The organism is Streptococcus sp. 29896 (assembly GCF_032594915.1).
Lineage (GTDB): Bacteria > Bacillota > Bacilli > Lactobacillales > Streptococcaceae > Streptococcus > Streptococcus suivaginalis.
Genome location: NZ_CP118733.1, coordinates 477,787 through 498,958, shown reverse-complemented (window position 1 = coordinate 498,958; position 21,172 = coordinate 477,787). Strand labels below are relative to the sequence as shown.

20 protein-coding genes are annotated in these 21,172 nt (G+C 42.7%); 4 read left to right on the top strand and 16 right to left on the bottom strand.

What is annotated here, in order from left to right; all coding sequences use genetic code 11:
• Positions 1–42: 42 nt before the first annotated feature.
• On the bottom strand, positions 43–1,038 hold the full coding sequence (locus PXH68_RS02370; protein WP_248028268.1) for an MBL fold metallo-hydrolase: 996 nt from the start codon (positions 1,036–1,038) through the stop codon (positions 43–45).
• 171 nt (positions 1,039–1,209) lie between these two features.
• On the opposite strand from PXH68_RS02370, the gene PXH68_RS02365 reads away from it, so the two are divergent.
• The 3 genes from PXH68_RS02365 to PXH68_RS02355 all read left to right on the top strand — a co-directional run bounded on the left by PXH68_RS02365 (position 1,210) and on the right by PXH68_RS02355 (position 3,491).
• Positions 1,210–1,668 (top strand): NUDIX hydrolase, encoded by a 459-nt coding sequence (locus tag PXH68_RS02365; RefSeq protein WP_248028269.1) that lies wholly within the window; start codon positions 1,210–1,212, stop codon positions 1,666–1,668.
• A gap of 51 nt (positions 1,669–1,719) precedes the next feature.
• The gene (locus PXH68_RS02360) at positions 1,720–2,025 is read left to right on the top strand and encodes a DUF1827 family protein (RefSeq protein WP_158455495.1); all 306 of its coding nucleotides are present in this window, start codon (positions 1,720–1,722) and stop codon (positions 2,023–2,025) included.
• A 114-nt stretch (positions 2,026–2,139) separates the two neighbouring features.
• Positions 2,140–3,491, top strand: a protein-coding gene (locus tag PXH68_RS02355) for an IS3 family transposase (RefSeq protein WP_459559270.1) whose coding sequence is annotated in 2 segments (ribosomal slippage) — positions 2,140–2,590 and positions 2,590–3,491 — 1,353 coding nt in all. Because the reading frame shifts where the segments join, the coding sequence is not laid out codon by codon here.
• Between the two features lie 84 nt (positions 3,492–3,575).
• Here PXH68_RS02355 and ileS read toward each other — a convergent pair.
• From ileS to murD, 12 genes are all read right to left on the bottom strand, one after another.
• Positions 3,576–6,368 carry an isoleucine--tRNA ligase gene (ileS, locus tag PXH68_RS02350; RefSeq protein ID WP_248028848.1) on the bottom strand — a complete coding sequence of 931 codons (2,793 nt, stop codon included), beginning with the start codon at positions 6,366–6,368 and terminating at the stop codon, positions 3,576–3,578.
• A 1-nt stretch (position 6,369) separates the two neighbouring features.
• On the bottom strand, positions 6,370–6,813 hold the full coding sequence (locus PXH68_RS02345; RefSeq protein WP_248028847.1) for a GNAT family N-acetyltransferase: 444 nt from the start codon (positions 6,811–6,813) through the stop codon (positions 6,370–6,372).
• A gap of 227 nt (positions 6,814–7,040) precedes the next feature.
• Entirely contained in the window at positions 7,041–7,745 is a 705-nt protein-coding gene (locus PXH68_RS02340; protein ID WP_205031735.1) for a DivIVA domain-containing protein, read from the bottom strand.
• 8 nt (positions 7,746–7,753) lie between these two features.
• On the bottom strand, positions 7,754–8,548 hold the full coding sequence (locus PXH68_RS02335; RefSeq protein ID WP_248028845.1) for a YlmH family RNA-binding protein: 795 nt from the start codon (positions 8,546–8,548) through the stop codon (positions 7,754–7,756).
• The gene (locus PXH68_RS02330; protein ID WP_158455505.1) at positions 8,545–8,805 is read right to left on the bottom strand and encodes a YggT family protein; all 261 of its coding nucleotides are present in this window, start codon (positions 8,803–8,805) and stop codon (positions 8,545–8,547) included. Before PXH68_RS02330 ends, PXH68_RS02335 begins: the two co-directional genes overlap by 4 nt.
• A 3-nt stretch (positions 8,806–8,808) precedes the next feature.
• Positions 8,809–9,384 carry a cell division protein SepF gene (locus tag PXH68_RS02325; RefSeq protein ID WP_205031737.1) on the bottom strand — a complete coding sequence of 192 codons (576 nt, stop codon included), beginning with the start codon at positions 9,382–9,384 and terminating at the stop codon, positions 8,809–8,811.
• A gap of 12 nt (positions 9,385–9,396) precedes the next feature.
• Entirely contained in the window at positions 9,397–10,068 is a 672-nt protein-coding gene (locus PXH68_RS02320; RefSeq protein ID WP_248028851.1) for a YggS family pyridoxal phosphate-dependent enzyme, read from the bottom strand.
• A 1-nt stretch (position 10,069) separates the two neighbouring features.
• Positions 10,070–11,305, bottom strand: a complete 1,236-nt coding sequence (gene ftsZ, locus PXH68_RS02315) for a cell division protein FtsZ (RefSeq protein ID WP_158455509.1) — start codon at positions 11,303–11,305, stop codon at positions 10,070–10,072.
• Positions 11,306–11,324: 19 nt separating this feature from the next.
• A complete protein-coding gene (gene ftsA, locus PXH68_RS02310) occupies positions 11,325–12,704 on the bottom strand; it encodes a cell division protein FtsA (protein WP_158455511.1) in 1,380 nt (459 codons plus the stop codon).
• A gap of 141 nt (positions 12,705–12,845) precedes the next feature.
• Positions 12,846–13,910, bottom strand: a complete 1,065-nt coding sequence (locus tag PXH68_RS02305; protein WP_248028843.1) for a cell division protein FtsQ/DivIB — start codon at positions 13,908–13,910, stop codon at positions 12,846–12,848.
• On the bottom strand, positions 13,900–14,979 hold the full coding sequence (locus PXH68_RS02300) for a UDP-N-acetylglucosamine--N-acetylmuramyl-(pentapeptide) pyrophosphoryl-undecaprenol N-acetylglucosamine transferase (RefSeq protein ID WP_248028842.1): 1,080 nt from the start codon (positions 14,977–14,979) through the stop codon (positions 13,900–13,902). The genes PXH68_RS02305 and PXH68_RS02300 overlap by 11 nt, the downstream gene beginning before the upstream one ends.
• Position 14,980: 1 nt before the next feature.
• Positions 14,981–16,333, bottom strand: coding sequence for a UDP-N-acetylmuramoyl-L-alanine--D-glutamate ligase (gene murD, locus PXH68_RS02295; protein WP_205031741.1), 1,353 nt, complete (start codon positions 16,331–16,333; stop codon positions 14,981–14,983).
• 186 nt (positions 16,334–16,519) lie between these two features.
• On the opposite strand from murD, the gene PXH68_RS02290 reads away from it, so the two are divergent.
• Positions 16,520–17,722 carry a mechanosensitive ion channel gene (locus PXH68_RS02290; RefSeq protein WP_248028841.1) on the top strand — a complete coding sequence of 401 codons (1,203 nt, stop codon included), beginning with the start codon at positions 16,520–16,522 and terminating at the stop codon, positions 17,720–17,722.
• 117 nt (positions 17,723–17,839) lie between these two features.
• Here the strand turns inward: PXH68_RS02290 and PXH68_RS02285 are convergent, their stop codons facing one another.
• From PXH68_RS02285 to asnA, 3 genes are all read right to left on the bottom strand, one after another.
• Complete coding sequence (locus PXH68_RS02285; protein ID WP_205031743.1) at positions 17,840–18,115, bottom strand: DUF3165 family protein; 276 nt, start codon at positions 18,113–18,115, stop codon at positions 17,840–17,842.
• 23 nt (positions 18,116–18,138) lie between these two features.
• Positions 18,139–19,986, bottom strand: coding sequence for a translational GTPase TypA (gene typA, locus PXH68_RS02280; RefSeq protein ID WP_105151132.1), 1,848 nt, complete (start codon positions 19,984–19,986; stop codon positions 18,139–18,141).
• Positions 19,987–20,127: 141 nt separating this feature from the next.
• Positions 20,128–21,120, bottom strand: coding sequence for an aspartate--ammonia ligase (asnA, locus tag PXH68_RS02275; RefSeq protein WP_105151131.1), 993 nt, complete (start codon positions 21,118–21,120; stop codon positions 20,128–20,130).
• Positions 21,121–21,172 lie beyond the last annotated feature (52 nt).

Genomic DNA, 21,172 nt, shown 5'->3' with positions numbered 1-21,172 from the left:
AATAGCACCCTGCATCTAGCTGGGTGCTATTTTTGTAAGAGGTTATCCTTTTGAGATACAGTTTTGCAATTTTTTGAAATAGAGAACTCCCTTGTTCAGGGTCATGGACAAATGACCAGATTCAACCAAGTAATCTAAGTGGGCCATAGTTTCCCCACTAGCAAACCATTTCTGTGGTTTCGGAAATTGGTCCCAAGAATCTGCCTTAATGCGCCATTTGATACGAGCCGACACATCCCGTACAGTCACTTTTTCATCAATTCCAATCGCATCCAATATCTCCTGCATCCGTTCAAAATGATGGTCAATTAACTGGTCAATGCGACTGACATGGTCATCAATGACCTTACGGTGACCAGGGAATAAGGTAATCTTCGGCATCTTACGTAAGCGACCTAGAGTCTCCATATAGGTCTTCAGGATATTTGGGTACTCCCAGCCCCAGAAGGTAATATTGGGCGTAATTGGATCCAAAACCGTATCAGCACTAAATAAAATTTGTTTGTCCCTATCATACAAACCAATATGACCCGGAGTATGTCCAATTAAATCCAAAATTTCAAAATCAAAGTTCCCGAATTGGAAATGACTACCAATCTCTAGAACCTGAAATGGAACCGCTCGATCCAAGCAGAAACGATAGCCTGGATTGTCTTCAATTGCCATCTCCTGGTCCGAAATGCCATAAAGAGTTTTAAAACTTTCCAACATCTTCCAGTACTCTCCACTTGCCATAGCATTAAAGAGATCACCATCCACCTTCCCAGCAAAAATTCTTGCCCCACGATCATAAAAATAAGTCGCTAAACCAGAATGATCCGCATGAAGATGAGTAATAACTAAATCCACCGATTGGATTGAAATACCGAGGACAGCTAAGCCAGCTTCCATATCCGCCAAGGATTCAGGATGGTTGTAGCCTGTGTCAATAACCAAGCTCCGCTCTTCCCCTCGGATAATATAGGAGTGGATTTCCCGCAAGGGACTATTGGGCAAACAAATAGGAAAGGTATAGATGCCAGGGTAAACTTCTCTCATGCTTGATTCCTCCTTGACAGGTCTTTCATATTTCTAGTATAACATAGGATTCCAGGCGAAAAAACTTACAATCCCTAATGCTTTCCATAAGGAAAATTCATAAAAACATGGTATAATGACAGAACAAAGTAGGAAAAATTTAGAAAATTGTGACAGATGGAGGAAATAGAGATGGACCACGCAACATTCGGAGTCAAAGAAGAAAATGTAACCTATACCAACCGATATGGAGTGTACGCTGTCATTTCTAACCCTGAAAAGACGCATATTATCCTGGTCCAAGCCCCAAATGGCGCCTGGTTTTTGCCTGGCGGCGAGATTGAAGAAGGGGAAAATCACCTGACCGCATTGGAAAGAGAACTGATAGAAGAGCTTGGCTTCACCGCAACAATCGGCCAGTATTACGGCCAAGCTGACGAATATTTTTATTCTAGTCACCGCGATACCTACTACTACAATCCAGCCTATATCTACCAAGTCTTGGATTACCAAGAAGTCGGCAAGCCCTTAGAAGATTTCAATCATCTTGCTTGGTTTCCAGTGGAAGAAGCCATCCAACTGCTCAAACGCGGCAGTCATAAATGGGGAATCGAGCAATGGAAAATCGACCAATCCGCAAAGAAAGACTAGAAAATTCACATCAAGAATGCTATAATAAAGCAAAAGGATAGGAGGTCATGCATGAAAATTATCAATACGACCAATAGTCACGCCCAACTGGTACAAAGTCAACTCGCCAATACCGATGCCTTCCTAGTTGAAACCTATTCAGCTGGAAATACGGATGTGATTTTTACACAGGCACCCCGCCACTATGAATTGCTGATTAGCAACAAATACCGTGCTGTCCAACAATCTGAGATTGAGAAGATTCGTGATTTCTTCCTCCATCGCAAAATTGACGAACGGACCATCAACAAGGCGGCTATCCGTACGATTCACACCGATAGATTGATTGAAATGTCTATCCCTATTGTCACTGAATAAACAACTAAAAAGGAAGCTAGGCTTCCTTTTTTCATACAGAAAAATCCTAACCTCATTATGAACCGCACCCCAAAAGTTAGAATGAAAAAATCTAACTTATGGGGTGCTATTTTTATGAAATTAAGTTATGAAGACAAAGTCCAAATTTATGAGTTACGTCAAAATGGTAACTCCCTCAATTCCTTGTCAAAACAGTTCGGTATTGCTCAATCTGGTATTAAATATATGATTCGATTGATTGAGAGATATGGCTTAAGTATTGTTAAAAAAGAGAACAATAACTACTATTCCCCAGAATTAAAGCAAGAAATGATTGACAAAGTACTTCTTAATAAGCAGTCAGCTCTCTCCGTCTCACTTGATTATGCCTTGCCAAATCGTGGAACCCTTTCAAACTGGATAGCACAATACAAGAAAAACGGGTATACTATTGTTGAGAAAACAAGAGGGAGGCCACCAAAAATGGGGCGTAAATCAAAGAAAACCTGGGAAGAGATGACGGAGTTGGAGAGACTTCAGGAGGAAAATGAACGCTTACGCACTGAGGTAGCTTACCTAAAAAAGTTGAGGGAGCTTCGTTTAAGGGACGAAGCCAGAGAGCAAGAAAGACTCAAACAGTTAGAGAGATGGTCGAAGAAGGATTCCGACTAGACATCCTTCTGACTATTTCCCAATTAGTTCCTTCTACCTATTACTATCACGTCAAACAAATGGACAAACCGGATAAAGACAAGGACTTAAAAGTTGAAATTCAAGCTATTTATGATGAACATAAGGGAAACTATGGTTACCGTCGCATTCACCTTGAGTTAAGAAATCGTGGATTTTCTATCAATCATAAGAAAGTACAACGGCTGATGAAAGAACTAGGCTTATCAGCTCGTATTCGCCGATGTAAGAAATACAAGTCTTACAAGGGGGATGTGGGCAAGAAAGCTCCTAATCTCATTGAGAGAGCCTTTGAAGGGACTAAGCCTTTTGAGAAGTGCTATACAGATGTGACGGAGTTCGCTCTGCCAAATTGTTCTGAAAAACTCTATCTGTCACCTGTTCTGGATGGCTATAATAGCGAAATTATTGATTTTACCTTGTCCCGCTCACCTAATCTCATGCAAGTTAAGTCCATGCTTGAGAAGGCCTTTCCTGAGGAAACTTACCCAAATACCATTCTCCATAGTGACCAAGGTTGGCAATACCAACACGAAGCCTACCATCATTTTCTTGACAGTAAAGTTATACGTCCTTCCATGTCTCGCAAGGGAACTAGCACGGATAATGGTATGATGGAGTCCTTCTTTGGCATATTGAAAACAGAAATGTTTTACGGATTTGAGAAGACTTTCAAGTCTCTCGATCAACTAGAGCAAGCTATCACTGATTATATTTTTTACTACAACAATAAACGCATTAAAGCAAAACTAAAAGGACTTAGTCCTGTTCAGTACAGAACTAAATCCTTTCACTAATATTTTTTATCTAACTTTTTGGGGTCAGTACATTAAGAAGTTAGGATATTTTTTTACATGTCGTAGAGCGGAGATTCCACACCTTTACTTGGCTTCAAAACCTTGAGCCACTGCTTCTGGGAAGTTCTCTTCCACTACGCTTGCACAGTGGTCACAGATTGTTGCTCCATAACTGCGTTCTACAACACTAGTATCAATACGGCGGCAACGATCACACACTTCACCTGCTGCACGTTCTACTGCAAAGGCAACTTCATCCACCACAAGTGCACTTTCAGGAGCTGCTTCCGTGGTTACTGTCAAGTTTGAAACAATGAGCAACTGAGCAAGATCTGCATTCAAGCTCTCCAAGAAGGACTTGGTTTCAGCTGAGACATAGGCAGTCAAATGAGCTTCAAGTGACTTACCGATGACTTTGGCATTACGCGCTTCTTCCAAGGCTTTTTGTGCCTGAGTTCGGAAGTTCATAAAGTTTTCCCAATCAGCCAAAAGCTGCGCTTCATTGGCAAAGGTTTCCACCTCTGGCATTTCCGCCAATTGTACAAACTCTTCTGCTTCGTGTTCCAAGTATGACCAAATTTCTTCTGCTGTGTGTGGCAAGATTGGGGTCAAGAGCTTGGTAATTTTCACCAAGATGTCATAGAAAACTGTCTGCATCTGACGACGAGAAAGGGATTTTGCACCATCAATGTAGACAACGTCTTTGGCAAAATCGAGGTAAAAGGCTGACAAGTCAAGTGTGACAAAGTTAACCACAGACTTGTAGATAGCCATGAAGTCATAGTTGTCATATGCTTCGCGGATTTGAGCTACCAATTTGTTAAATTTCACCAAGAGGTACTGGTCAACAGAACGAAGCTCTTGGTAAGCCACTGCATCACTTGCAGGATTGAAATCAGAAGTGTTGGCAATCAAGAAGCGAAGGGTATTACGGATTTTACGGTAGGTTTCAGATACCTGTCCAAGAATATCCATAGACACACGTACGTCGTTTGAAGTATCAACGGATGTCACCCACAAACGCAAGATTTCTGCACCAAATTGTTTCTCAACATCACTTGGTAGAATGGTATTTCCAAGAGATTTAGACATCTTCATACCTTTGCCATCTAAGACAAAACCTTGTGACAAGACAGCCTTGTATGGCGCATGACCATTTACGGCTACAGAGGTAATCAAGGATGAGTTAAACCAACCACGGTATTGGTCAGAACCTTCTAGGTAGAGGTCTGCTGGGTAGGCAAGATTTTCACGTGCGTTCATGACACCATTCCAAGATGAACCAGAGTCAAACCATACGTCCATGATGTCTGTTTCTTTGGTAAATTCGCCATTTGGTGAACCTGGATGAGTGAAACCAGCTGGCAAAAGATCTTTTGCTTCTGATTTCCACCAGATGATAGAACCATGCTCTTCAAAGAGAGCTGCAACATGGTCCGTCACTTCCTTAGACATGATTGCTGTACCATCTTCTGCATAGAAGATAGGAAGTGGCACACCCCAAGCCCGCTGACGTGAGATGACCCAATCACCACGGTCACGGATCATGTTGTAAAGACGTGTTTTACCCCAAGCAGGAATAAAGGTCGTTGCTTCGATTTGGTCCAAGATTTCCTGACGGAATTTAGAAACAGAGGCAAACCATTGCGGCACTGCACGCCAGATGATTGGCTTCTTGGTTCTCCAGTCAAATGGGTATGAGTGATTGATCACTTCACTAGCAAGGAGTAAGTCGCCTAATTTTTCCTTAACCGTTGGTACAACCTTATCATAGAATTGCCCTTCAAAATCAGGACCCGCAGCTTCATTCATCAAGCCACGTTCGTTGACAGTTACCGCAACCTCCAAGTCATATTTGACACCGACATTGTAGTCATCCTCACCAAAACCTGGAGCCGTATGGACGATACCAGTACCCGAGTCCGTTGTGACATGGTCACCTAAGATAACCAATTCATCAACTTCTCTATCCCATGGGTGTTCGGTCACGATGTATTCAAACTCAGCACCCTTGTGTTTTGAAATCACTTCGAATGATTCCCAACCGAATTTGGCTGCCAAGCTATCAACCAAGGCTTCTGCCAAGACATACTTACGGTTAGAACCAGCTGGTTGAACTAAGACATAGTCAATGTCTGCTCCCATTGTCAAACCGCGAGAAGCCGTTACTGTAAATGGAGTCGTTGTCCAGACAACGATGTAGCTGTCTGTATCCAAGAGTCCCTTGCCATCTTTGACCTTGTTGGCATAGTAAAGAGATGTGGAGTCGATGTCATGGTATTCGATTTCAGCTTCTGCAAGGGCAGATTCAGATGACCATGACCAGTAGACAGGCTTGGCACCACGGTAAATATAGCCCTTGTTTGCCATAGCACCGAAGACACGGATTTGAGCAGCTTCATAGTCTTTCGTCAAGGTGATGTATGGATTTTCCCAGTCTGCAGAAACACCCAAGCGTTTGAAATCATCACGTTGTTTGTCAACTTGGCTAAGAGCGTAGTCACGGCACATTTCAAGGTATTCTACCAAGTCCATTTCCTTGCGCTTAACCCCTTGTTTTGCCAAGACTTGCTCAATAGGAAGACCATGCGTATCCCAACCCGGTACAAATGGTGCACGGAAGCCAGACATTGACTTTGAGCGAACGATAATATCTTTAGAAATCTTGTTCAAGGCGTGTCCAACGTGGATATTTCCGTTAGCGTATGGAGGGCCATCATGAAGGTGGAAGGCAGGTTTGCCTTCATTGAGTTCTTGGCGACGAGCATACAAGTTTGCTTCATCCCAAGCCTTTTGCCATTCTGGCTCACGTGTTGGTAAGCCTGCACGCATTGGGAAGGCAGTTTGACCTAGGTTAAGGGTTTCTTTTAATTTCATTTTATCTCCTTTTTAGTTGATATTCCATTTTTATTTCATTTCCATCCAAGCCTAGTGAAATAAAGCCTAGACTAGACAAGATAGACCTCATTTTATGATTTCCAACAACATAACTAGCTTGAATCGATTTACAATCAGTATCTGCTATTGCTCGCCTCATAATCTGGCGCAAGGCTTCCTTACCGTAGCCTTTTCCTTGCTGATGGTGATCAATCATTAGACGCCAGATTAGCCAATTCTCTCCCTCTTTTGACAAGAGGAGAAAGCCTACAACCTTATCTGCTGCCCAGATGGCAAGCGCTTCGAGTTGATTCCGCTCCCTGTAGAGCCAGGTTGGCGCCAGAGAATAAAGATTAGGAGCAACCTTGCGTTGATCCTTCTCGTCAAGCGAAAGAGCAATCACCGCTTCAAAACTTTCATGATCTACTAGTTGTAATTTTATCATAAGCATATAAAAAAACTCCCGTCAATAAGGACGAAAGTTCGTGGTACCACCTTAGTTCAGACAGAGTTTCCCCTGTCCCTCAATGCCCGTAACGTGAGCCCACGTTGGTTCTTACTTGATTCAGACCCAATTTTCTCAAGATGATACACTAATTGAAAGGGAATGCAGGGCTTCCACCATCTCCTGCTCGCTTAACTTATTTCAATCAGGCTTGTTCTTGAACTTTTTTAGTTATAATCAATTTCAATTTTATCTGCCGCCGCAGCTTCTTCAGCTTCTAAAGCAGCTGCTTGACGTTTCAACTCAGCTACTTCTTCCGGAGACAATTGACGGGTTACATCTAAACCATCTTCTTCTTGGATTTCTACTTTTTCTTCCAAGGCAGATTCCAATACTTCACGGAAAGCTTCGTCACTTGTTTGCAAGTAAGTTGCAGTTGGACGCAAGATTTCTTCCCAATCAGATGAGTTGATAATAGACAATTGGCTCTCAACTGTAGATTTCAAACGTTGGTGGAAGATCCGAGTTTTGTTTTTCAACTCCTCTGTTTCCACCGCAACTTTTTTGGCATTATCAGTTGCTGTACGCAAGATTTCATTTGCCTTGTCCTTTGCTTCGTTGAGCAAGGCTTGGGCATCGTAATCTGCTTGTTTGATAATATTTGCAGCGCGATCTTCTGCAGCTACTTTTACCTTATCTGCAGTATCTTGTGCCAAAAGAACGGATTGGCTAAGTGACTCCTTCATTTGATCAAAGTAAGCCAAACGCTCTTTCAAAGACTTGATTTCAGATTCTTGTTCATGCTTGGTACGAACCAAATCTTCGTAGTCAACAGTGACCATATCCAAAAATTCATCAACTTCTTCTTGGTTGTAGCCACGGAACTTGGTTCCAAAGGTTTTGTCTTTTAATTCTAATGATGTTAATGCCATAACTTCCCCTATTTCTTGAATAATTCAATTTCTAATTTTATTTTACCTTGTTTTGAATATCCTAAAAGATTCCGAACTTCCATTCTCCCAAATGACCGAACGCTTATTAATTGACCCTCATGAATAGTTCGCGAAGCTTGTTCCATTGGAACATAGTCCACTTTTACCTTTCCGGTATCAATTAGATTGGTAGCGATCTGACGAGACAAGTTAAAACTCGCTGCGACTACCTTATCCAACCGCATACTGCTCACCAAGATTGTCTTGGTTTGGCCCTTTGGTTTCTCCACTCGATCTAAATCTGACCAGGTTAATTCTTTCCAATGTACCTTGGCCCTTGCGATTTTCTGCACTTCTGCCTCAATGGTAGAAACGAAACGTTTATCCACTAGGATAACCGCTCTTCCTTCTTCCACAAAAATATCACCAAGTAACTCCCGCTTGATTCCTAAGCGATTCAAGAGTGTCCCTAGAATCTGTGCATGTGTCAATTGATGAAATTTTTCTGCATAGCTTAACTCCAAGATACTCATCTCAAAGTCTGCTGTCTCCAACTGATAATATTCTGGAGCAACTATGCAACGACCATACTCTGTTCCTAGCATTTCTCTAGAAGAATAGACCGCCAATCCATGATGATTGGCAACATCGCGGATTATTTTTTCTTGTCGTGAATGGACAAATTCTGTCAATCGAAATTGATAAAAATCTTCCACCCACTGAGCAAGGCTACCTATCTTGTCCAAATACGCCCACTCATCTTTGTTGTAATGTTGATAGACTTGATGACGAGCTGAGGTCATAGGACAATCAACCAATAATATAGGAAACGATATGCCAGATTCAATACAATCATCACAATGAATACTGTCCAATCCAAGCCCATAAACTGCAGACGCAGATTTCGAAATGGAAGGAGAATTGGTCGAACCAGCCAAATCACCAATCGGCCAACAAAGGTATCATACAAGCCAGGGATCCAAGACATAAAGGCATAGGCCAATAAAATGTAGGAATAGATTTCCAAAGCCTTTAAGAGGATAATAATGATAAAATCCATGGCTTACCTTCTCATATCAAAATCATATTCCAAATCTGATTGACCAGACTGTTGGTTTGCATTTCGAATTTCTTCTATATTGACGGTCACATTTACTGGAGTCAATAACCACATTGAATTTGATACTTTTTTAAGATTTCCAGCCAAGACAGAACGGGCACCGTCCAAGTAATCTAAACAACGACGAGCCTGTGGATCAGACATGTATTGGAAATCAATTAAGATACTGGCATTCTCCAACAACAAGTTAACAATCTCAGGTGCATCCTCATAGCGTTTTGGATACTTGATGTCAATGGTTGTCTTCACCTCTTCTGAATGACTATTGGATTTTAACTCCATTTGTCGTTCGTTCAAACGTTGAATATTGGTTTCCGCTTTACGAGAAACTGGTTGTTCAACTGGACGTTGTAGTTCTTTTTTTTCTGTCACAGCCGAACGGGATGGTTGACTAGATGGGGCAACACGCATTGTTGGAGCAGGTTTCACTTCTTGTTGAATTCCTTCCTCCTGATATGCATCGCTGTCATCCATTTCAAAATAATTAAAAAAGTTTTTGAAGGTATCTTTTAATGCCACTTTTATCTTCTCCTATCTAAAAAATGCTGAACCGATCCGAACAAAAGTAGCTCCATTTTGAATGGCTTGCTCAAAATCACCGCTCATTCCCATGCTTAATTCTGTAAACGGCATATTGGGAATGTGCTTAGCAGCTAAAGTCTGACATATTTCAGAAGCCTTAGCAAACAAGGCATCCAACTCTTCTGCATTCGCATCAATAGGTGCCATTGTCATGAGCCCAACCAAGCGAATATGTTCAAATGACTGAAGATTTTCAATCACGTCATCCAATTCTTCCGGAGCAAATCCATGTTTGCTTTCTTCCCCTGAAATATTCACCTGCAAAAAACAGTTGATTGTTTTTGTCGCACGTTTTTCAATCTCAGCAGCCAAAGACAGTGAATCCAAGGCATGGAAGTAATCAACATAATTAATGACATCCTTAACCTTGCGTCGCTGTAAACTGCCAATCAAGTGCCAAACCAGTCCATTGTCTTGCAAAGACTTGTATTTATCCAGAAATTTATCCACTCGATTCTCACCGATATGGTGAATTCCAGCATCAACGAGTTCTTTAGCAATAGAGCTGTCCACATATTTTGTGACAGCTATTACATTTACAGAATCTTTTGTGCGATGGGCATGATGGCAAGCCTCTTCAATGCTTGCCATCACTTCATCATAATTTCGTTTAATCGACATCTTAACGGTTACGGAAGAATGGTGGTGTGTCCAATTCATCCTCTACATCGTCTGCTTTGAATTTTTCAACAGACAATTTAGAAGACTCTACTTCCGTTGGGCGAAGAAGATTTTCTCTTCTCAAATCCCATTCACCAAAAGCTGTGCTTGCCGCCGATTCCACACGCTGTGGAGCGGCTTGAGGCGTTGGAGCCTGAGGCGTTGCATAGTCAAAGCGTTGAGTAGGACGGCTCGCTGTCACGACTTCTGGACGGCTTGGTCGAGTTACACGCTCAACTGCATCTTGACGAACACCTGTTGCAACAACTGTCACACGAATTTCGTCTTTCATTGTATCATCAATCGATGTACCCAACCAAATATTCACACCTTGGCCAGCTGCTTGATGCACAATTTCTGAAGCTTCTTCTGCTTCCGTCAAGGTCATATCATAACCACCCGTTACGTTGACAATCACATCGTTTGCACCATCAATTGTTGTTTCCAACAATGGTGAGTAGATGGCCTTGCGAGCCGCTTCGATGACACGATCTTCACCTGTACCGATACCGATACCCATAAGCGCATTGCCTTTGTTCTCCATAACAGTCTTAACGTCTGCAAAGTCCAAGTTAATGAGGCCTGGGTTGGTAATCAAATCAGTGATACCTTGTACACCTTGACGAAGAACGTTATCTGCCTCACTCAAAGCTTCCAAAAGAGGCGTTTTCTTGTCAACAATTTCCAATAAGTTGTTGTTTGAAATGATCAACAATGTGTCAACGTATTCACGCAGAGATTCAATACCTTCAACCGCAAAGGCACCACGTTTGTTTCCTTCAAAACCAAATGGACGAGTAACAACTGCGACTGTCAAGGCACCCAAGTTTTTCGCAATGCGTGCGATAACTGGGGCAGCACCAGTACCTGAGCCACCGCCCATACCAGCAGTGATGAAAACCATATCCGCGCCTGTCAAGACACTAGTCAATGCCTCTTCACTTTCTTCAGCTGCCTTACGACCAACTTCAGGTTGACCTCCAGCACCCAAACCACGCGTCAATTTTGGACCCAACTGGATTACAGTTTCTGCTTTTGAGCTGCTCAAGGCTTGAACATCTGTATTTGCTGCGATAAATTCAACACCAGCAAGACCTTCTTCAATCATGCGGTTGATGGCATTACCGCCACCACCACCAACACCAATTACTTTAATGACAGCTCCGTGACGGGCAGCTGCTTCAAATGATAATGTCATAGTTTATTCACCTTTTCTTTTATTCAAACATGCTTCCAAACAAGCCACGGATACGATCCGAGATTTTTACGCGATTGTCATCTTCCTGATGCTCTTCAACAGCAAAGTCATTGTAGTCATTGTCTGCTGTATCAGAATGCAGTTCAGACACCAAGTCATTTGGTACAGAAACTGGAGTTGGGCGATGTACTGGAAGATCGATTGGAACTTCCACTGGACGCTGACGAAGACTTGCTTCCCCATTTACCGCACGCTGAGCAATCTTCTCAACATCGCTAGCTGCTCCAACGTACTCAACAATGCTAATCACATGAGCAAAGGCTGGATTGCGGATACCAATTTGGTTTGGAATATAGAGTTTGGTATTGGCACCGAGCACCTCTTGAGCCAACTCTGTAATTCCTGGAAGAATCGCACCACCACCAACGAGAACAACGCCTCCTGGTAATTCCAAGGCACGTGTCCGCTCCAAATCTTGTTTCACTTTCGTGAAGATTTGACGAAGACGAGCTGCGATGACTTCTGAAAGGTATCGTTCGGTTACTTCAACTGGAGTGCTTTCACCGATTACTTCAACTGAGAATTTCTCTTTTTCAGTTGCTTCTTGCGGATAAGCGATACCGTAGTTGTACTTCAAGTTTTCTGCAATACTTTGAGAAGTTGTCAAAACTTTTGAAATATCTTTGGTGATGTAGTCTCCACCTTCTTGATAGATATTGGTGTATTGCAACTCTTGCCCACGCATTACAGCGACTGTGGTTTGACCACCACCCAAGTCGATAACTGTTGCACCAAATTCACGTTCCCCTTCGTTCAAGACAGAACGAGTCAAGGCCAATGGTGAAATCACAACATTTTCCACTTGAACTCCTGCACGTTCAACCGTCTTACGAAGATTGTGCAAGATAGTTCGAGGACCTGTATAGAGCAAGCCACGCATTTCCAAACGGATTCCCATCATACCACGAGGATCTTTAATGCCAGTGAAACCATCCACTACAAATTCTTCTGGAACGAAGGAAATCACTTCGCGTTCTGGAGTCATGCTCTTAGTCAAGGCAGATTTCACAACGTTTTCGACATCCGCATCTGTAATCTCTTGGGAATCAGTTGTTACTGGAATCATACCCTGAGTTGGCTCAATCTGCAAAAGATTAGCTGGAAGACCAACATTGACACGGTCAATGCGAATTCCTGCTTTTTCTTCAGCCTGTGCCAAGGCTTTCTTGATAGCGCCTGCCGCCACCTCAATGTTAATAATTATTCCATCCTTAACGCCTGCACTTTTCACATTGCTGACGCCGATGACATTCATTTCATTATCAATATACTCTGCAACCAAGACTTTAACGGAGCTTGTACCGATATCTAATCCCGTAAAAAAGCCATTTCTAGCCATTCGATCAGTCCTCTCTTACTTTCAACTTTAACAAATTTACATTCTAACAAATTTGGTAGAATTATTCATTTTTCATTATACCATATAATATCTGAAAATGGGCATTTTATTAGCTTATTTCTTGATTTCTTCTGATTTTTTTTACTGACTAAGAGCATAGCTAAAGACTCCCACTTCCATATCGACCACACTTGCTACTGACAGTTGCGGTGCGATGGTCAAATAATAAGACAATTTCGTATCAATTTGTGAAAGTGGTATGAGAATTTTGTTGCCATCATACATGGTCAATGTTAGCAAATCCGCTGTGGCAGTCGTCGGAGTCAAATCAACTTGCTGGATATTGGTCAAGATTTTCTGGTCAATCTGATCCAATTGTAAAGCAAGTTCCTTAATCATTTCTTTATCCGTCAAATTCATCAAGGTATAATCTACCCCTAGGTTTTCTTCTGCAGTTTCAATTTCCGCAATTTTTCCGCTTGAAAGGACCGAATAGTAAGCATCGTTTTGCTTGATATAGCCAACTTCCTTGTATTCTTCAATAGCAATCGTGAACTGGTTGGGAAATTGGTAAGAAATGCTTGCCGTTTTGACAAGGTTACTGGATTTTTTCACATTGGCTGCATAAGCATCTTTATGCAAAAGGGTTGTCAAACTATAGTCTTGGTCTGAAATCAAACTATACTGCCTGACCATTTCTGCCGTCAGCAAGTTTTGACCTGTCACTTTTAGCTGCTTTTGCTTACTCCAAGGACTGATAAAATAGGCCGCTAACAATACCACACTAACAGCTACCAAGTAGATCGGAACGGCTTTTGCCCACGCTTTTCTAGGAATACTTACTTGGTCTTCTTTAAGCTTTTTTTCTCTCTTAAAAAACGAAGACCTTTTTTTACTCTGACCTTGGTCAGGATCCTTTTCCACTTCTTCTCTAACTACTTGCAACGATTGAGCCTGGCTGGCCAAATAGGCTTCATGCTTTTCCCGCCACGACTTAAGAAATTGACTAGCTTCCTCCTGGCGCTCGTCCTCATCCTCTATCTTTTCTTCAGCCTCATCAGACCAATCAGCTCCATCATCAGCCTCTGTACTTTCAGAATGTTCAACTGCTTCAGATGCTTGATCAACTGACTCTGTTTGCACCTCTTCTTCAAAAAGCATATGTTCTTGCTCTTCTCTTACCAACTGCTCTTCTCTATCCTTCATTCCTTGACCTTCTTCCGATATCTGATTTCAAGCGCTCATAAAAGGCCTCCAAGGATTGAATGTCGGTTGACTCTTCCATATTTTTCAGGTAGTGATCTTTTTGTTGGAAAATTTCCTCTACCAAGCCTGGAAAACGTTCCATGGTCAAGTCTTCTTCTGACCATTGTTTGGCATAACCTTTTTCTTCAAAATAGGCTGCATTTTCCAACTGGTCACCCCGACTAGCTTGTTTTCCTAGAGGAACAATGGCATGCAGTTTTTGCCCCGCAACCAATTCAAAGAGGGTATTGGAACCACCTCTTGTCACCACCAAATCAGCTTGAGCCAACAAGGGAAAATAGAGGTCTGTCACATAGTCAACCCTATATAGATTATCGGACAGTTCATTCAAGTCCGAATGACCAGTAATGTTGATAATATTATAGAGTTGCGTCAAGGCTTTCTTTTCTGAACTGATAAAGTCATTAAAGACCTTGGCACCACCTGACCCACCGATTAATAGCAGAACAGGTTTTTCTTCATCAAAATGACGCAAGATATCTGGCAACTGGATTGGTGTCACCTTGTTTGACTGAGCAACCTTTGTAACAGCCCCAACATGGACAACCTTTTCAAGACCAGCAGTTTGCTCAAAAGTAGAATACATGGTCGTTGCAAATTTATAGGCAATCTTATTGGCCAAGCCCATGCTCAAATCCGATTCGTGAATAAAAACAGGAATCCCCAATGCACGCGCTGCAATGACAGGTGGAACAGAGACAAAGCCGCCTTTAGAGAAGAGAGCTTGCGGACGAACTTTTGCCATCACAAAGAGAGATTGGAGGATACCCCATCCAACCTTAAAAATATCCAGGGCATTTTGCCATGAAAAATACCGACGGAGCTTCCCGGTTGCAATCGGATGGAACTGGATATCCAAACCCGATTTGATGATTTGCTGGTATTCGATCCCTGCCGCATCACCAATATAATGTACCTGCCAGCCATCTTCTAAAAATTTTGGAATCAGGAGGAGATTAAGGGTCACATGGCCAACTGTTCCTCCTCCTGTAAAGATGATTTTCTTCATATTATCCCTTCAATTCTTCTACTGCCTTGAGGAAGACCTCCCCACGCACCTCAAAGTTATCATACATATCCCAACTTGCATTGGCAGGGCTTAAAAGGACTGTGTCACCTTGACTCGCCAAGGCAAATGCCTTACGAGTTGCATCTGCAACATCATTTGCATCTGTATAGGCTACACCTGCCTTATCTGCCGCCCGTTTCACCCGTTCAGCCGACTGTCCAAGCACTACCATGTGCTTCAAGCCACGAATATCTGGCACCAAGTCATCAAATTCATTGCCACGGTCTAAACCTCCAGCAATCAAGATGACCTGCGCATTATCAAAACCAGACAAGGCCATCTGAGTTGCCAAGATGTTGGTCGATTTACTATCATTATAGAAAGAGACACCAGCGATTTCATCAACAAACTGCAGGCGGTGTTTGACACCACCAAAAGCAGCCAAACTATCACGAATGGCTTGATTGTCAACTCCAAGAGACTTGGCTACCGCAATCGTTGCCAAGGCATTTTCAATATTGTGTGAACCAGGCACACCGATCTGATCGGCATCCATGATCCATTCTCCCTTGAAGTAGAGCTTGCCATCCAAAAGATAGGCACCCTCCACCACTTCTTGGGTCGAAAACGGTAAGACTGTTGCCTTTGTTTCATGTGCCAATGCACGCGCCTCTTCCTGGTTAAAGTTCAACACCAAGGTATCTTCCTCAGTCATCTGACGCTGAATCATCCATTTGGCTGCCACATATTGGTCAAAACTGCCGTGGTAATCCAAGTGGCTTGCGATTAAATTTGTGATGACTGCAATCTTAGGGAGGAATGACTCCGTTCCCATTAATTGGAAAGAAGACAGCTCCATCACCAGACAATCCGTGTCACGCGCCTCTTGAACCACTTCTGAAGCAGGATAGCCAATATTGCCACACAATTTCGCAGATTGACCACCCGCGTTAAGAACTTCTGCAATCATGGTCGTTGTTGTTGTTTTCCCATTTGACCCTGTGATGCCCACAATCGGCGCCTCAGAAACAAGATAAGCCAATTCAACCTCGGTCCAAACAGGTATCCCCTTGTCCAGGGCCTTCACCACCATAGGATTATCATAGCGGATACCAGGATTTTTCACTAACAAGGCAAATTCTTCATCCAATAATTCCAAGGGATGGCTACCACAGATGACCCGAATCCCATCTTCCAATAAGGTCTGAGCCATCGGATTGTCTTCAAAAGGCTTACCGTCATTGACAGTTACGATTGCACCAAGGCGGTCTAACAACCGAGCCGCAGCCTCGCCAGACTTGGCCAAGCCCAATACCAAAACTTTTTTATTCTTAAAATCTTCAATCATTTTCATCAATAGATACCATTCTTTCTAACTTACTATTTTACATGGAAAATCCCCCATTTTCAAGCCAGAGCGGTCACTTTCAAACTTCTTAAACAGTTTTTTTAGAATTATTACAAAATGGAGTCGTCTTCTTTGCTATTCTATTATAAACATGTTAGACTACGAGTGAAAAATATTTAAAGGAGTGTCATTATGACAAGTATTCTTGAAACCCTATTCTTGCCACTTGTTTCTGCCTTGCCAGGATTCGTGAGCATGTTGATTCTCTTGGTGATTGCCTTTGTGCTCGCTAGCTTCTTGCGCAAGCTCACACTCACTGGCCTCAACAAAATCCAGTTTGCTGACAAACTGCACAAATGGGGCATTATCAAACAAGAAGACGACGGTAAAGGAGTCATTAAAAACCTCGGTCAGCTGGTTTACTTCCTGGTCATCCTCTTCTTCCTACCATCCATACTTTCTGGTTTGAATATCAGCTCAACAGTTGATCCAATTGCCAGCATGTTCCAAAAATTCTTTGCCTTCATTCCAAACTTGATTGCAGCAGGCTTGATCCTCTTCGTCGGAACCTTCTTCTGCAACTTTATCAAGAGCCTCCTGGTTGCTTTCTTGGAACGCTTGGATATCGATACTTGGTATGCAAAAGTTACTGGACAAGAGAAACTTCCTATTGATACCAAACAACTAATTTCCGTTTTGGCAACCGTTGTTTATGTCTTGGTCTTCATCCCAATCTTGACCTTGGCTTTGGAAACACTTGGTATTACCAGCATCTCTCAACCAATCGTTACAATTTTAAACCAAGTAATCGGTGCGCTTCCAAGTGTCTTGGTTGCACTTGTCTTGATTGCACTTGGTAGCTTTATCGCTAAATTAATCGGCAACCTCTTGGAAAATCTCCTTGAAACTGCTGGCATCAATACTTACTCTAAATACCTAACAAACAAAGAAGATGCCAACTTCCAACTTTCAGCAGTCATTGCACAAGTAGTACGTGCCATTATCATCATCTTCTTCTTTGTACAAGCGATCCAAGTCTTGAACCTTCAAGTCTTCAACTCAGTTGGTACTGCTATTCTTGCTTACCTTCCATCTCTAATCAGCGCTATCGCTATCGTTGTCTTGGCAGTAATTGGTGGAAACATCTTGTCAAGCTTCCTAAACAAGGTAACAAACAACGCCTTCTTAGCAGGATTGGTCCGTTACGGCATCCTTGTCTTGGCTGTCTTTATGGCACTTGACCAATTGAAATTTGCACAAAATATCGTGCAATCAACCTTTACAATTGTTCTTGGAGCATTTGCAGTAGCCTTCGCCCTTGCATTTGGTCTTGGCGGACGGGACTTCGCTGCAAAACAATTGGAAAAATTGGACAAAAAAATCGATAAAGAATAAATCCAAAGTCGATTCACAAAAGCCCAAACCTAGTAGGGTAAATCCAAAAGAGTCTGGATTCAATCTCCAGACTCTTTTTCTGATTATTCGCCAAATGAAAAAGAGCCAACTGGCTCTTTATTTTTTTTGTAATCGCCGAATGGCTTGGCGCTTTTTAGGTCTATCCAAATGATTGATATCCCGCATAGCAAACAGGCCTAAAATCACCATGGCTATCCCTAACCAGACTTCTAGGGAGACCTCCATAATCTTTAGAAAGCCTAGAAGGAGGGCGGCGAACAAAATGACAATGAGGAAGACCGCTATCACCACATTCATGGTCCCCTTGATATTATTCGGTGCTACAAATAGATAGAAGAGTACCAAGATAATGGCAATAATCAAGTAAAACATGATTCCTCCTTGTGTGCGTCAACTTATTCTTCCGTTGCTAATTTTTTCTTCTTAGCAGCCTTGTCACGCTCTGCCTTGTTCAAGATTTGCTTACGAAGACGGATTGACTCAGGTGTAACTTCCATGTACTCGTCATCGTTCAAGAATTCAAGGGATTCTTCAAGGGTCAAGATACGTGGAGTCTTGATTACAGATGTTTGGTCCTTGGTTGCTGAACGGACGTTGGTCATTTGCTTAGCAGTTGTGATGTTAACTGTCAAGTCGTTATCACGCGAGTTTTCACCGATGATCATACCTTCGTACACCTCAGTACCTGGGTTGACAAAGATTGTTCCACGCTCTTCGATACGCATGATAGAGTAAGTCGTTGCCTTACCTTGGTCAATAGAGACAAGGGCACCACGGTGACGACCTCCGATTTCACCTTGAACAACAGGTAAGTATTGGTCGAAAGTATGGTTCATGATACCGTAACCACGTGTCATTGAAAGGAATTCTGTAGAGTAACCAATCAAACCACGAGCTGGAACGAGGAAGACCAAACGAGTTTGACCGTTACCAGTTGAAATCATATCCAACATATCGCCCTTACGCTCTGAAAGGGACTGGATAACTGAACCTTGGTACTCTTCTGGTGTATCGATTTGCACACGCTCGAACGGCTCCATTTTCACACCGTCGATTTCCTTGATGATAACCTCTGGACGTGATACTTGAAGCTCATAGCCCTCTCGACGCATGGTTTCAATTAAGATAGACAAGTGCAATTCACCACGACCTGAAACAGTCCATTTATCTGGAGAATCCGTCGCATCAACACGAAGAGATACGTCTGTCTGCAATTCTGCCAAAAGACGTTCTTCAATCTTACGAGAAGTTACCCACTTGCCTTCACGACCTGCAAATGGTGAGTTGTTAACCAAGAAGGTCATTTGAAGAGTTGGCTCATCAATACGAAGAACTGGAAGTGGCTCAACCGCATCCGTCGGTGTTACGGTTTCGCCAACGAAGATGTCTTCCATACCTGAAACGGCAATCAAGTCACCAGCTTTTGCTTCTTGGATTTCCTTACGCTCAAGACCGAAGAAACCAAAGAGCTTGGTAACGCGGAAGTTTTTAGTAGTGCCGTCTAGTTTTGAAAGGGTAACTTGGTCACCAACTTTAACAGTACCACGGAAGACACGACCGATACCGATACGACCTACGAAGTCATTGTAGTCCAAAAGGGATACTTGGAACTGCAAAGGCTCATCTGAGTTATCCACTGGTGCAGGGATATGTTCGATGATGGTATCGAAAATTGGTGCCATTGTTTCTTCTTGGTCTGCTGGATTGTCAGACAAAGATGAAGTCCCGTTGATAGCTGATGCGTAAACCACTGGGAATTCCAACTGGTCATCATCTGCACCCAATTCGATGAAGAGTTCAAGTACTTCGTCCACAACTTCTTCTGGACGAGCAGACGGTTTGTCAATCTTGTTGACAACGACGATTGGTGTCAAGTTTTGTTCAAGAGCTTTTTTCAATACGAAACGAGTCTGTGGCATAGTACCCTCGTAGGCATCTACGACAAGCACAACACCGTCCACCATTTTCATGATCCGCTCAACCTCACCACCGAAGTCCGCGTGTCCTGGTGTGTCCATGATGTTGATACGTGTTCCGTTGTAAGCTACGGCAGTGTTTTTGGCAAGAATGGTGATACCACGCTCTTTTTCAATATCGTTTGAGTCCATGGCACGCTCATCCAACTGCGTACGCTCATCAAGGGTTTGTGACTGCTTCAAAAGCTCATCAACGAGGGTTGTTTTTCCGTGGTCAACGTGGGCAATAATGGCTACGTTACGGATGTCATTTCTAAGTTTTGTCATAATATCCTCTATATCATTTAATGTAACTAAAAAAGTATATCATAGATTGACTGAAAAATCACAGATAATCACATTGTAAATGTTTTCAGTTTGTTTGATAAACAAGAAAGAAAAGAGATTGAAAACCAATCTCTTCTTTTTTTACAAAATATTCTCGAAGTTGTCTCGCACTTCTTGTGGCCACACGCTAGACTGCACTTCACCGATATGTTTCTTACGAAGCAAGAACATGGCCAAACGCGATTGCCCAATACCACCACCGATAGACAGCGGAAGCAAACCACTCAAGAGTGCCTTGTGCCAGTCAAATTCCAAGCGCTCTTCATCTCCTGTAATAGCTACTTGGCGACGAAGGGCTGCCTCATCAACCCGAATCCCCATTGAGGATAATTCGAAGGCTGAACCCAAGACCTCGTTCCAAACCAAGATATCCCCATTTAGTCCCTTGTAGCCTGGCTCAGATGGACTGGTCCAGTCATCGTAGTCTGGTGCACGGCCGTCATGTGGCTTACCGTCAGCCAACTCTCCACCAATACCAATCAGAAAGACTGCCCCGTACTCCTTGGCCACCACATTTTCACGCTCTTTTGGCGTCAAATCAGGGAAATTTTTCACCAAGTCTTCCGTATGGATAAAGGTGATTTTCTTCGGCAAAACAGACTCAATGTCATAACGAGCTTCAACGGCCAATTCGGTCAGACGGATAGCTTTGTAAATCTGCTCCACCGTTTCCTTCAAATATGCCAAGTTACGACGACCTGCTGGAATCACCTTTTCCCAGTCCCACTGGTCCACATAGACTGAGTGGATTTCATCTAAGGAATCTTCATCTGGACGAAGGGCCTTCATATGCACAAAGAGACCTTCACCTTCATTAAAACCGAAACGAGCCAAGGTATGACGCTTCCATTTTGCAAGAGAGTGAACCACCTCATAGGTCGCATTGGGAATCAATTTCACATTCACCGATACTGCATTCTCCACGCCGGACAAATTATCTTGGATACCATCCCCGACACGACTCAAAATCGGTCCTTGCACTTCTACGATTTCTAACTTGTCTTTCAAATACTGGGTGAATGTATTTTTGACGAAAGAAATCTCCTCTTGCTGATGAATGAAGCTTTTCTTCATACCTTACCTCCTTAAAATTTATACACCTTATTATACTCTTTTTTACCCACTT